13 protein-coding genes are annotated in these 13,355 nt (G+C 60.9%); 3 read left to right on the forward strand and 10 right to left on the reverse strand.

The window, feature by feature from the left end; all coding sequences use genetic code 11:
* Window positions 1–125 precede the first annotated feature (125 nt).
* The 10 genes from tadA to lptF form a co-directional block, all read right to left on the reverse strand.
* Window positions 126–623 carry a tRNA adenosine(34) deaminase TadA gene (tadA, locus tag JFT85_RS10515; RefSeq protein ID WP_053254578.1) on the reverse strand — a complete coding sequence of 166 codons (498 nt, stop codon included), beginning with the start codon at window positions 621–623 and terminating at the stop codon, window positions 126–128.
* Window positions 623–1,999, reverse strand: coding sequence for a multicopper oxidase family protein (locus JFT85_RS10520; protein WP_104814078.1), 1,377 nt, complete (start codon window positions 1,997–1,999; stop codon window positions 623–625). Before JFT85_RS10520 ends, tadA begins: the two co-directional genes overlap by 1 nt.
* Before the next feature lie 259 nt (window positions 2,000–2,258).
* Window positions 2,259–3,002: a pyridoxine 5'-phosphate synthase gene (gene pdxJ / locus JFT85_RS10525; protein ID WP_053254576.1), complete on the reverse strand. Its 744-nt coding sequence runs from the start codon at window positions 3,000–3,002 to the stop codon at window positions 2,259–2,261.
* A 51-nt stretch (window positions 3,003–3,053) separates the two neighbouring features.
* On the reverse strand, window positions 3,054–3,743 hold the full coding sequence (gene recO / locus JFT85_RS10530; protein WP_053254575.1) for a DNA repair protein RecO: 690 nt from the start codon (window positions 3,741–3,743) through the stop codon (window positions 3,054–3,056).
* A gap of 154 nt (window positions 3,744–3,897) precedes the next feature.
* Window positions 3,898–4,800, reverse strand: a complete 903-nt coding sequence (gene era, locus JFT85_RS10535) for a GTPase Era (RefSeq protein WP_038851274.1) — start codon at window positions 4,798–4,800, stop codon at window positions 3,898–3,900.
* Window positions 4,793–5,482, reverse strand: coding sequence for a ribonuclease III (gene rnc / locus JFT85_RS10540; protein ID WP_017136295.1), 690 nt, complete (start codon window positions 5,480–5,482; stop codon window positions 4,793–4,795). The genes era and rnc overlap by 8 nt, the downstream gene beginning before the upstream one ends.
* 152 nt (window positions 5,483–5,634) lie before the next feature.
* Window positions 5,635–6,489, reverse strand: coding sequence for a signal peptidase I (lepB, locus tag JFT85_RS10545; protein ID WP_053254574.1), 855 nt, complete (start codon window positions 6,487–6,489; stop codon window positions 5,635–5,637).
* Between the two features lie 5 nt (window positions 6,490–6,494).
* Complete coding sequence (lepA, locus tag JFT85_RS10550; RefSeq protein ID WP_003210439.1) at window positions 6,495–8,294, reverse strand: translation elongation factor 4; 1,800 nt, start codon at window positions 8,292–8,294, stop codon at window positions 6,495–6,497.
* Window positions 8,295–8,445: 151 nt separating this feature from the next.
* Window positions 8,446–9,525, reverse strand: coding sequence for an LPS export ABC transporter permease LptG (gene lptG, locus JFT85_RS10555; RefSeq protein WP_069552757.1), 1,080 nt, complete (start codon window positions 9,523–9,525; stop codon window positions 8,446–8,448).
* Complete coding sequence (lptF, locus tag JFT85_RS10560; RefSeq protein ID WP_053254572.1) at window positions 9,518–10,636, reverse strand: LPS export ABC transporter permease LptF; 1,119 nt, start codon at window positions 10,634–10,636, stop codon at window positions 9,518–9,520. The genes lptG and lptF overlap by 8 nt, the downstream gene beginning before the upstream one ends.
* A gap of 285 nt (window positions 10,637–10,921) precedes the next feature.
* Between lptF and JFT85_RS10565 the strand changes: the two genes are divergently transcribed.
* Genes JFT85_RS10565 through JFT85_RS10575 form a run of 3 tightly spaced genes read left to right on the forward strand, consistent with a single transcriptional unit; the run spans window position 10,922 to window position 13,286 of the window.
* Window positions 10,922–12,412: a leucyl aminopeptidase gene (locus tag JFT85_RS10565; protein ID WP_053254571.1), complete on the forward strand. Its 1,491-nt coding sequence runs from the start codon at window positions 10,922–10,924 to the stop codon at window positions 12,410–12,412.
* 51 nt (window positions 12,413–12,463) lie between these two features.
* Window positions 12,464–12,892: a DNA polymerase III subunit chi gene (locus JFT85_RS10570; protein ID WP_053254570.1), complete on the forward strand. Its 429-nt coding sequence runs from the start codon at window positions 12,464–12,466 to the stop codon at window positions 12,890–12,892.
* Between the two features lie 7 nt (window positions 12,893–12,899).
* On the forward strand, window positions 12,900–13,286 hold the full coding sequence (locus JFT85_RS10575) for a hypothetical protein (protein WP_053254569.1): 387 nt from the start codon (window positions 12,900–12,902) through the stop codon (window positions 13,284–13,286).
* The last annotated feature ends 69 nt before the right edge of the window (window positions 13,287–13,355 follow it).

Below are 13,355 nucleotides of genomic sequence, written 5' to 3' on the forward strand. Positions count from 1 at the left end.
GGAAAAATGGAGATTCAAAGGTGGGAGCTGGCTTGCCTGCGATAGCGGTGTACCAGTCACTGATGAATTGACTGAAAGATAGCTATCGCAGGCAAGCCAGCTCCCACATTGGTGTTCAGTGTTGGTCAGAGTGTGGGTTTGGCTCGACGAGCCTTGAAGAACTCACTCAACACCGTCCCACACTCCTCAGCCAACACCCCGCCTTCAAACAACACCCGGTGGTTGAGAAACCCCTGGGTAAAAAACTGGCCCTGGCTTTGTACGATGCCGGCCTTCGGCTCCAGTGCGCCATACACCACGCGCGCGATGCGTGAATGCACGATCAGGCCCGCGCACATGCTGCACGGCTCCAGGGTCACATACAGCGTGCTGCCCACCAGCCGATAGTTGCTGATCGCTTGCGCAGCGGCGCGGATGGCGACCATTTCGGCGTGGGCGCTGGGGTCGTTGCCACTGATCGGGCAGTTGAAGCCTCGGCCGATGATTTCACCGTCCTGCACCAGCACGGCGCCCACCGGCACTTCGCCGAGTGCCGCGCCTTGGGCCGCGAGGGCCAGCGCTTCGCGCATAAACGCCTGGTCACGGCTGCGGTCGATAATCGCGGCGGGGCGAATCTGGCGCATCACGCCACCTCGATGGCGGCCATCAGGCCGGTTTCCATGTGGTCGATCACGTGGCAATGGAACATCCACACCCCCGGATTATCAGCCACCAACGCCACGCGGGCACGTTCGTTCTTGCCCAGCAGGTAGGTGTCGGTGAAGTACGGAATCACCTTATGGCGGTTCGACGCGATCACTTTGAAGCTCATGCCGTGCAGGTGGATCGGGTGTTGGTATTGAGTCATGTTCTTCAATTCGAAAATGTAGCTCTTGCCCTTCTCCAGTTTGGCGATTGGGCGGTCGGCACAGGTCTTGTCAGTGATGTCCCAGGCCTTGCCGTTGATCTGCCACAGGCTCGGCGGCTTGCCGTCATCCACCGACACCGTGCCGACCCACTCGAAATTGAAGTTGAGTTTCTCGGCGTTGGCCAGGTCTGGCTCGGCAATCGGGTTGGCGGGCAACGCCGGTGGCCATTCGCTGGGCGCGTCGGCATTGGCCACCGAGCGAAAGGTGCCCAGGCGCACAGGGCCATTGCGAATCGACAATTCCTCACCCGCTGGCGGTGCCTTGATCGCCAGGCAGATACGCATGCCCGGGCCCAGCCAGTACTCCTTGCCCAGTGGCCGCGGCTCGATGGGGTTGCCGTCCAGCGCGTAGATCTGGGCTTCGACGTCGGGAATGTTCAGGCGGTAGGTCAGGGTGTTGTCGAGGTTGAGCAACCGCACGCGGGTGATCTGCCCAGCCGGCAAATCAATCACCGCCTGGGACACGCCGTTGATCGTCGACAGCCGCCCGGCCGTGCCGCCGCGGGCCGCCTCGCGGGGCACGCTGAAGGCGACAAAAGCGCCCTCTTCGTCGACGTGCCAGCTTTTCAGGCTCAGGGTGCGTTCGTGCTTGAAACCGGTGGGCTCGCGCTCTTCGATGATCAGCGGGCCAACCAGGCCACGGCCGAGTTCTTCGCTGCTGTTCACATGGGGGTGATACCAGTAGCTGCCGGCGTCCGGCACGCGGAATTTGTAGTCGAAATATTCACCGGGCAACACCGGCAACTGCGAGACGTAAGGCACGCCGTCCATTTCCAGGGGCAGGCGAATGCCATGCCAGTGGATGGTAGTGGCCACCGGCAGGTGGTTGATAAAGCGCACCCGCAGCCATTCGCCCTGGCGCACGCGCAACTCGGTGCCTGGCGCGGAGGGGCCGAACGCCCAGGCTTGGGTCGTGTGCCCAGGCACCAGCTCCACGTCCAAGGGCGCCGCGATCAGCTCATAATCGTGCCCGGCTTCGGCCTCGGCGACTTTCCCCAGCCAGTAGCGATAGGCGCCACCGGCACCGACGCCCACGACGGCCAGGCCTGCAAGGCCACCCAGGATTTGTCGACGGGAAAAGGATCGGGACACAACAACCTCACGTATCTGCCGCGCGCCAGAGGCCCGCAAAGGGCAGATACGATACACCTGACCCGGCTAAACAGTAAGGCTTCGCATTGCCGCATGGCGAAAACACAGGGGGTATAAAGATGAGAATGGGCCAATGTGGGAGCGGGCTTGCTCGCGAATGCGGTGTGCCAGTCAGCACATGTATTGGCTGACCCACCGTATTCGCGAGCAAGCCCGCTCCCACACAAGCCCGCACACACAGGAAATATCCTGTGTCTGATCAGTGCTTGGCGGCGGCGAGGATCAGGGCTTTCATCTCGGCGACCGCGCCTTTGAAACCGACGAACAGCGCATGCGCCACCAACGCGTGGCCGATGTTCAGTTCGTTGATGCCCTTGATCGCGGCGACCGCTTCCACGTTGTGGTAGTGCAGGCCATGGCCGGCGTTGACGATCAGACCTTCATTCAGGCCGCAGTTGACGCCCTCGACGATGCGCTGCAACTCGTCAGCGACTTCGGTCGGCGTGGTGGCGTCGGCGTAACGGCCGGTGTGCAGTTCGATGGCCGGCGCGCCGACACGACGCGAGGCTTCGATCTGGCGCGGGTCGGCGTCGATGAACAGCGACACTTCGCTGCCGATCTTCGACAGGCGTTCCACCGCGGCTTTGATCCGCGCTTCCTGGCCGGCCACATCGAGGCCGCCTTCGGTGGTCAGCTCCTGGCGGGTTTCCGGCACCAGGCAGATATGCGCCGGGCGGATGCGCTCGGCGAACGCCATCATTTCTTCGGTCACGCCCATCTCGAAGTTCATGCGGGTTTGCAGCACGTCCTTGAGCAGCAACACATCACGTTCCTGGATGTGCCGGCGGTCTTCGCGCAGGTGCACGGTGATGCCGTCGGCGCCCGCTTCTTCGGCGTCCAGCGCAGCCTTGACCGGGTCAGGGTAACGGGTGCCCCGGGCCTGGCGCAGGGTAGCGACGTGGTCGATGTTGACGCCAAGAAGAATGCGATTGCTGGTGGTCACGGAAGCGCTCCTGAAAAGGGAAAGAAACGGTGCACAGCATACACGGGGATGTCAGGGCTTTCGAAACAACTCGCGACTGACCAGCGGCCGTCCGCCCAAATGCACCGCCAGCGCCTGGCGCATCAAACGCTTGGCGGCGGACAAGGCACCTGGCGCGCTCCAGTCAGCTTCGCTCATGGCCAACAACTCGGTGCCCTGGAACAGGCCCGGTTGCAGCAGGTAGACGCGTTCAAGCCCGGCATCGACTTGCAGACGGTACATGCCGTCGGCGGCGATGGGGTCGCCGTGCAGGTCGTTGCTCAGTTCAAAGCCGTAGCCGAGGTCGTCAAGCAGGCGCCATTCAAAGGCGCGCAGCAGCGGCTCCAGAGGGCGCCCTTCGGCCAGGGCTATCAGGGTGGCGGCGTAGTGATCGAAGACTGCCGGGTGCGGGTCTTCGGCGGGCAGCAGGCGGATCAGCAGCTCGTTGAGGTAGAGGCCACTGAACAGCGCCTCGCCATTGAGCCAGGCGGAGTTGCCGACGCTTTCCAGCCGGCCGACGTTTTTCAACTCGCCCTTGCCACGAAACTCCACGTCCAGGGCCACGAACGGCCGCGCCAGCGTCCCCGCCTTGCCCCGCGCGCTGCGCAAAACCGCGCGCAGGCGACCTTGGGGCGTGATGAAGTCCACCAGCGCGCTGGTCTCGCGGTAGGCGCGGCTGTGCAGGACGTAGGCGAGTTGGCTGGGAGGTGGGGATTGGGACATGGGTTCTCACTGCTGGCATGCATTTTTGAAAACTACACAAACCTAATGTGGGAGGGGGCTTGCGCCCGATGGCAGTGTGTCAGTCACGTACTTGCTAACTGACCCACCGCTATCGGGGGCAAGCCCCCTCCCACATTTTTGCCCTGCGGTGTCCTTACAGGTCGCCGTAGCCCAGAGAGCGCAACGCGCGCTCATCATCGGACCAGCCACCCTTAACCTTCACCCACAGGTTAAGCATGATCTTGGAATCGAACAGCAATTCCATGTCCTTGCGCGCTTCGGTGCCGATGCGCTTGATGCGCTCGCCCTTGTCGCCAATGATGATTTTTTTCTGGCCGTCGCGTTCGACGAGGATCAGCGCGTGGATATGCAGGGTTTTGCCCTGCTGCTTGAACTCTTCGATTTCAACGGTGATCTGGTACGGCAGCTCGGCACCCATCTGGCGCATGATTTTCTCGCGTACCAGTTCGGCGGCGAGGAAACGGCTGCTGCGGTCGGTGATCTGGTCTTCCGGGAAGAAGTGCTCGTTCTCCGGCAGGTGCTCGGCGATCACGCGTTCCAGGGCCTCAAGGTTGTGGCCGTGCTGGGCCGAGATCGGGATGATCTGGGCGTTCGGCAGTTGTTCCTGCAGCCAGCTCAGGTGCGGCATCAGTTCGGCTTTGTCTTCGATACGGTCGGTCTTGTTCAGCGCGACGATCAAGGGGCCGGTGACGTACTGCACACGTTCCAGAACCATCTGGTCTTCGTCGGTCCACTTGGTGCGGTCGACCACGAATATCACCACGTCGACGTCTTTCAACGCCGCCGAAGCGGTCTTGTTCATGTAACGGTTGAGGGCCTTTTCGCCGCCTTTGTGCATGCCCGGGGTGTCGACATACACCGCTTGCACAGTGCCTTCGGTCTTGATACCCAGCATGTTGTGGCGAGTGGTCTGCGGCTTGCGCGAGGTGATCGCCAGCTTCTGGCCCAGGATGTGGTTCAGCAGCGTGGACTTGCCCACGTTCGGGCGGCCGACGATGGCAACATAGCCACAGCGTGTTGCGGTTGAATCAGTCATGGCCATTCTCCACGCCCAGGGCAATCAGTGCTGCAGCGGCCGCTACCTGTTCGGCAATACGACGGCTCACACCCTGACCTCGGCTTTTTTCATTCAATAAGGTGATCTCACATTCCACGAAAAATACGCGGCAATGCGGCTCACCCTGGATATCCACCACTTCGTAGCGTGGCAGTTCGCAACCACGCGACTGCAGGTATTCCTGCAGGCGGGTCTTGGGATCTTTGTTGGTGTCGACCAGCGTCAGGCTTTCGATCTCCGAAGCCAGCCAGGCGACTACGCGCTCCTTGGCGGTCTCCATGCCTGCATCGAGGTAGATCGCACCGATCAACGCTTCAAGGGCATCGGCCAGGATCGACTCGCGACGGAAGCCACCGCTTTTCAGCTCACCCGACCCCAGGCGCAGGTACTCGCCCAGGCCGAAACCACGGGCCAGCACGGCCAGGGTCTCACCTTTGACCAGGCGCGCACGCAGGCGTGACAGCTGACCTTCACGCGCTTGAGGGAAACGCTCGAACAGCGCCTCACCGGCGGCAAAGTTAAGGATGGCATCACCGAGGAATTCCAGGCGTTCGTTATTACGCCCGGCAAAACTGCGGTGTGTGAGGGCAAGGACCATCAATTCCTGATCCTTGAAGGTGTAGCCGAGCTGACGCTCGAGACGGCTTAAAGAAACGCTCACGGTTTACCCATATCTGTTTGGTGGCACCGGCGGCCATCGACGATTGACGCAGTGTTCAAATTCAAATCCTGATTGGTGTCGCATGGGGCCGGGCCATGAATTGTCCCCACCCCAGAAAAGCATTCGGCGCTGTGTTCACAGCGCCGCCTGTATTACTTGATCAGCCCGACCCGCGAGAAGTTCGGCAGGTGGCTGAGTTTGGGTTCCGGCCAGCTCATCCAGACAGCAAAGGCCTTGCCGACAATGTTCTCGTCGGGAACCATGCCCAGCAGGTCCTTGGGAATGTTGGGGTCATCCCAGTAACGGCTGTCGTTGGAGTTGTCGCGGTTGTCGCCCATCATGAAGTAGTGCCCGGCCGGCACTTTCCATTCGGTGTCAGGCGGCGAACGGTAGCGGGTCATTTCCTTGCGGATCTGGTGCTCTACCGCCCCGAGTTTTTCCTGGTACAACTCGGCACTGCCCAGGGTGTTCGGCTCGGCACCGATCAATTTCTCGGCCACCGACTCCCCGTTGACGAACAGACGCTTGTCGCTGGTGTAGCGAATCACATCGCCCGGCAGGCCGACCACGCGCTTGATGTAATTGACGTTCGGGTCGCTAGGGTAGCGGAACACCATCACATCGCCGCGCTGCGGATCACCGACCGGAATGACTTTCTTGTCGATGACCGGCAGGCGGATCCCGTAGGAAAACTTGTTCACCAGGATGAAGTCGCCGACGTCCAGGGTAGGTTTCATCGACCCCGAAGGGATCTGAAACGGCTCCACCAGAAATGACCGCAGCACCAGTACGATGAACAGCACGGGAAAGAACGACTTGCCGTATTCAACCAGCAAAGGCTCTTTGTTCAGCTTCTCGATCACCACGACATCGGGCTGGCTGACGCTGCCCTGATAGGACGCGATAGCCGCCCGCCGACGCGGGGCGAAGAACACCAGATCGAGCAACGCCAGGAGACCGCAAACGGCAACGGCGATGACCAGCAACAGCGGGAAATTTAGTGACATAGGACCTAACTATCCAACCTGAGCACCGCAAGGAAGGCTTCTTGTGGAATTTCCACGTTGCCCACTTGCTTCATGCGTTTTTTACCGGCCTTTTGCTTCTCAAGCAGTTTGCGCTTACGGCTTACGTCACCGCCGTAGCATTTGGCCAGTACGTTCTTTCTGAGTGCCTTGACGGAGGTTCGCGCAATGATCTGCCCGCCAATGGCGGCCTGGATCGCGACGTCGAACATCTGGCGCGGAATCAGTTCTTTCATCTTCTCGGTCAGCTGACGACCTTTGTAGTGCGCGTTGTCCTTGTGCACGATCAGCGCAAGCGCATCCACCTTGTCGCCGTTGATCAGCACATCCAGCTTCACCAGATTAGCCGATTGGTAACGGTCGAAATGGTAATCCAGCGAAGCATAGCCGCGACTGGTGGATTTGAGACGGTCGAAGAAGTCCAGGACCACTTCGTTCATCGGCAAATCGTAGGTCACTTGCACTTGGGTACCGAGGAACAACATGTCGTGCTGTACGCCACGTTTTTCGATACACAGGGTAATGACGTTGCCCAGGTGTTCCTGCGGGACCAGGATATTGGCCCGCACGATCGGCTCGCGCATGTCTTCAATGGAGGACAGATCTGGAAGCTTGGACGGGTTATCGACGTAAATCGTTTCACCGGTTTTCAGCGCCAGCTCAAAAATAACCGTTGGTGCGGTGGTGATCAGGTCCAGGTCGTATTCGCGCTCAAGGCGCTCCTGGATGATTTCCATGTGCAGCATGCCGAGGAAGCCACAACGGAAGCCGAAGCCGAGAGCGTCGGAGCTTTCCGGGGTGTACTGCAACGACGAATCGTTGAGCGTCAGCTTTTGCAGGGCTTCACGGAAGTCTTCGAAGTCGTCGGAGCTCACTGGGAACAGGCCGGCGTAAACCTGCGGCTGGATGCGTTTGAAACCCGGCAGCACGTCAACATCAGGGGTGGAGCTCAAGGTCAGGGTGTCACCGACCGGCGCACCGTGAATGTCCTTGATACCGGCGATGATGAAGCCAACTTCACCGGCCTTCAGGTCAGTGGTAGCGGTGTGCTTGGGGTTGAACACGCCGACGCTGTCCACCAGGTGGATCTTGCCGGTGGATTTAACCAGGATCTTGTCGCCCTTCTTCACCCGGCCGTGGCGCACACGTACCAGGGAAACAACCCCCAGGTAGTTGTCGAACCAGGAGTCGATGATCAACGCTTGCAGCGGATCTTCGTAGTTGCCGGTAGGCGCAGGAATGGTCTTGACCAGGCGTTCGAGCACTTCATCGACGCCCAGGCCGGTCTTGGCGCTGCACTCGACGGCGTCGGTGGCATCAATGCCGATGATCTTTTCGATTTCTTCTTTAACACGGTCCGGATCGGCCTGGGGCAGGTCGATCTTGTTCAGTACCGGCATGACCTCAAGGCCCTGCTCGATCGCCGTGTAGCAGTTGGCAACGGACTGGGCTTCAACGCCCTGGCCGGCGTCAACCACCAGCAAGGCGCCTTCACATGCCGCCAGCGAGCGGCTGACTTCGTAAGTGAAGTCAACGTGGCCGGGGGTGTCAATGAAGTTCAGCTGGTACTTGATACCGTCTTTGGCGGTGTAGTACAGGGTAACGCTGTGGGCCTTGATGGTGATCCCGCGTTCACGCTCAAGGTCCATGGAGTCCAGGACCTGGGCTTCCATTTCACGCTCGGCAAGGCCGCCGCACATCTGGATGAATCGATCGGCCAGCGTCGACTTGCCATGGTCAATGTGGGCGATGATGGAGAAATTGCGGATATGACTCAAATCACTCACGGATCAACACTCAAAAAGGCTGCAGGCAGATTGCCCGCTGAAAAATAGCCGGGAATTGTACCTGATGCTCAGGCCGGGCGTCATCTTTGCTGACCAGAACAAAAATGCCCCGTTCCTGGGAACGGGGCATTTTTTGTTCATAAGCGCCGAATCAACCGGCCCGACGCAACAGCCAGAACCCGGCCAGGGCGCAGATGGCGGTCGGCACCAGCACCGCAAACAGCGGCGAAAAACCGAACACCAGGCTCGACGGGCCCAGCAGGTCCTGGGCGATACGGAAGGTAAAGCCCACCAGCACGCCGGTGAACACCCGCTGGCCAAGGGTCACGGAACGCAACGGGCCGAAGATGAACGAAATAGCCATCAATACCAGCGCGGCGGTGACCACCGGCTGCAACACCTTGACCCAAAATGCCAACCAGTAGCGGCCGTTGTTCAGCCCCTGGTCCTTGAGGTAGTGGATATAGCTCCACAACCCGGAGATCGGCAGCGCTTCCGGGATCATCACCACGGTGTTGAGCAGCTCCGGCTTCAGGGCGATGTCCCATTGCTCGGACGGCACATTGATGACTTCGGTGCTGGCCTTGTTGCCCTGCCCTACATTATGGAAATAAGTCGTGGTGACGTCGTACAGCTCCCACTTCCCTTCATCGTACTGCGCGCGCCTGGAGAAGCTGGAGGTCAGCATGTGCCGCTCTTTATCGAACGTATAACGCGTCACACCCACCAACAGACCGCCCGGCTGCACGGCGTTGATGTGGATAAATTCATCACCCTGGCGGTGCCACAGGCCGTGCTTGGCGCTCTGCGCATCCCCCGACCCCTGGGCCAGGGCGCGATTGGCCTGGGCCGTGGCTTCGGTGGGTGGCGCCACGTATTCGCCGATCAGCACACTGCAGGCCATCAGCAACAGCATGGGTTTCATCACCGCCCAGACGATACGGCCGATGGAAACACCGGCGGCGCGCATGATGGTCAATTCGCTGCTGCTGGCCAGGCTGCCCAGGCCGATCAGGCAACCGATCAGTGCCGCCATCGGCATCATGTCGTAGAGACGGCGCGGCGCGGTCAGCGCCACGTAGCTCAGCACGGCCGTGACCGTATAGGTGTCGGTGACATTGCCGACTTCATCAATGAAGGCGAACAAGCAGGCCAGGCCAAGGATGATGCCCAATACCGCCAGGATGGCGATCAGTACGCTGCTACCAATGTAGCGATCGAGCTTAGCCACGAGCCAACTCCTTCAGGCCACGACGGCTCTTCATGTTCAAACGGATAGGTTCCCAGTAGAGCAGCCCCAGGCCGATCGCCAGGAAGACGCCGTGCACCCACCACAGGCCGAGCGCCGGCGACAGGTTGCCCTTCTCCAGGGAGCCACGGGCGGAAATCAGCAGGGTCAGGTAGGCCATGTACAGCAGGATCGCTGGCAGCAGCTTGAGGAAACGGCCCTGACGCGGGTTGACGCGCGAAAGCGGCACCGCCATCAAGGTCACGATAAACACCAGCAGCGGCAGGGAAATTCGCCATTGCAGTTCCGCGACGGAGCGCAGTTCCGTATTGCCGAACAGCGACGACGTCGGGAGTGCGTCGCGGTCGGTGACCTCTTCGCTGATCTCCGGCTTGGCCAGCATTACGCCATACGTGTCGTACTTGATCGCCCGGTAATCCGCCAGCCCTGGGCTGCCGTCGTAACGAAAGCCATTTTCCAGGATCAGGTAACGGCTGCCGTCAGGGCGTACTTCCTGGCGCCCGCTGTTGGCCACCAGAATCGAGATCCCACGGTCTTTCTGATTCTGCCCGAGGTTTTTCTGGGAAATAAACACGCCGCCCAGGTTGGAACGGTCATCGGTCATGGTTTCGGTATAGGTCACCCGCGTACCGTCGTTGAGCGCTTGAAAGCGCCCGGGCTCGAGGGTGTCGAACTCGGTCATGGCATCCTGCTTGTTCAGCAGCAGCTGGAACTGCATGGCGCCCTGGGGCGCCAGGCTCATGCTCAACCACGCCACCAGCAGGGCAACGCCGGTCGCGGGCACCATGGTCATGGCCAGCAGACGCTGCTGGCTCATGCCGGTGGCCGAAAGCACGGTCATTTCACTTTCCAGGTACAACCGGCCATAGGCCAGCAGAATGCCCAGGAACAGGCCGAGCGGCAGGATCAGTTGCAAAAACCCCGGCAGGCGAAAGCCCATGATCAGGAACAACGAGCCCGGGTCCAGGGCGCCCGAGGCGGCCTGGGCGAGGAATTTGACGAAACGACCACTCATGGTGATGACCAGCAATACCGCACTCACGGCACTCAGGGTCAACAGGACTTCGCGGGACAGATAACGGAAGACGATCAAACCAGACACTCCAGGGTTGTCAGGCTAAGGCGGCCAAACAAGCAAGCATACCGAGTCGACCCGTTTACACGGGCCGGCTAAAAAGATGGCGCATTATCCTGTGATTGACCGCGCCTGTCACGGTGCTTGCTCATGCACGTGCACAAAGCGTGCGGCAAGGGTTGTCAGGCTCCGCCGGCGAGGTTCAAACTGCGGCCTTTGTCGCGGGCGGTTTACACAGCTGCCTCGCTTTAAGCCTGGCTACACAGACTCCAGGCTCACCGACCTTATATAAGGGACCCGAAAATGGAATTGGTTGTAAAAAGCGTTAGCCCCGAAACGTTGAAAACCGCCACCCTCGTGGTCGCCGTCGGCGAAGGGCGCAAGCTCGGCGTCGCCGCCAAGCAACTCGACGAACTGAGCGGCGGCGCCATCAGCGCGGTCCTCAAGCGCGGCGACCTGGCCGGCAAAGTCGGCCAGAGCCTGCTGCTGCAAAGCCTGCCTAACCTTAAAGCCGACCGCGTATTGCTGGTGGGCGTGGGCAAGGACGCCGAACTGGGCGACCGCCCGTTCCGCAAGATCATCAGCACCCTTCTCACCACCCTTAAAGGCCTGGGCGGCGCCGATGCGGCACTGGCCCTCGATGAAATCGTAGTAAAAGGCCGCGACAGCTACGGCAAGACCCGCCTGCTGGCCGAAAGCCTGGTGGACGGCGGTTACGTCTTCGACCAGTTCAAGAGCCAGAAGGCCGAACCGCGCGCCATCAAGAAAATCACCCTGCTGACCATCAAGGCCGCCCAGGCTGAAGTCGAGCGCGCCGTCACCCACGCCACTGCCATCGCCAACGGCATGTCGTTCACCCGCGACCTGGGTAACCTGCCGCCGAACATCTGCCACCCAACCTACCTGGGCGAACAAGCCAAGGCGCTGGGCAAAGAGTTCAAGGGCTTGAAGGTTGAAGTGCTGGACGAGAAAAAGATCAAGGAACTGGGCATGGGCTCGTTCTACGCCGTGGGCCAGGGCAGCGACCAGCCGCCACGCCTGATCGTAATGCAATACAACGGCGGCAAGAAATCCGAGAAGCCTTACGCGCTGGTGGGTAAAGGCATCACCTTCGACACCGGCGGCATCAGCCTCAAGCCGGGCGCCGGCATGGATGAGATGAAGTACGACATGGGCGGTGCCGCCAGCGTGTTCGGCACCCTGCGCGCCGTGCTGGAGCTCAAGCTGCCGATCAACCTGGTGTGCATCCTGGCGTGTGCCGAGAACATGCCGAGCGGCGGCGCCACCCGTCCGGGCGATATCGTCACCACCCTGAGCGGCCAGACCGTCGAGATCCTCAACACCGACGCCGAAGGCCGCCTGGTGCTGTGCGATGCGCTGACCTACGCCGAACGCTTCAAGCCACAAGCGGTCATCGACATCGCCACCCTGACCGGTGCCTGCATCGTCGCCCTGGGCTCCCACACCTCGGGCCTGCTGGGTAACAACGACGAGTTGATCGAGCAACTGCTCAGCGCCGGCAAGGCTGCCGACGACCGCGCCTGGCAGCTGCCACTGTTCGACGAATACCAGGAACAGCTCGACAGCCCGTTCGCCGACATCGCCAACATCGGCGGGCCGAAAGCCGGCACCATCACTGCGGCCTGCTTCCTGTCGCGCTTTGCCAAGAACTTCAACTGGGCCCACCTGGACATCGCCGGCACGGCCTGGACCAGCGGCGGCAAGGACAAGGGCGCCACTGGCCGTCCGGTGCCACTGCTGACCCAATACCTGCTGGATCGCGCCAAAGCCTGAAACTGAAGATTCCGGGGCGGCCCTCGCGCCGCTCCGGTCTCAGGAACCGCAATGACCCAAGTCGACTTCTATATATTGCCCAGCGCCGATCCCTCTGCGCGCCTGGACTTTGCCTGCAAACTCACCGAAAAAGCCTGGCGCATGGGCCACCGCATCTACCTGCACTGCAGCGATGCCGCTCAGCGTGAAGACCTCGACGCCCGCCTGTGGCGCTTCAAGGGCGAAAGCTTCGTGCCCCACGGCCCCGCCGAGTCCGAACCCGAAGGCCTGATTGTGTTGGGCCTGGGCGACAACTGCGGCAGTCACCATGACCTGCTGGTCAACCTGGATCTGAAAGTACCGGCCTTTGCCAAGGCTTTTGCCCGTGTGGCGGAAGTGGTGGTGGAAGACCCGGCTATTCGTCAGGCTGCGCGGGAGAGTTTCCGTTTCTACCGCGAACAGGGCTATCCTCTGCAAGATCACCGGCTACAACGACTTTGAGCACATGATGGACACTCCCAACCCGATTAAAAAAGACGACCACTTGCTGGACGACCTGGAGTCGATCCGTCAATTGCTCGGTGATGACGACTTGCAACCGCCGCTGCTGACCGAAACGGTCGAGGGTGAGGTACAGATTCCGCTGTTGTTCGACATGGTCGGTGGCAAACCTGCCGCACCTGAACCTGTCACACCAGCCCCCGCTGCCGAACCGGCACCCGCCGCAGAAAAAGCGCCCGACGCGTTGCTGCTGCACCTGGACAATGAACTGCGTGCCGCCGCGCAACTGATCATGCAGGATGTGATCGACGACTTTGCCCCGCATATTGAAGCCGAGATCAAACGGCGGATGGATGCGCGGATGGAGCGGTTGCTCAATCAATATCAGTCTTGATCCAGGAGTATGTCCAGAATGCCTGTGTCGCGACGCGGCCGGTGCCAAAAAGTGGGCACGTATCGACTC

It is taken from the genome of Pseudomonas sp. TH04, assembly GCF_016651355.1.
In the GTDB taxonomy this organism is placed as follows: domain Bacteria; phylum Pseudomonadota; class Gammaproteobacteria; order Pseudomonadales; family Pseudomonadaceae; genus Aquipseudomonas; species Aquipseudomonas fluorescens.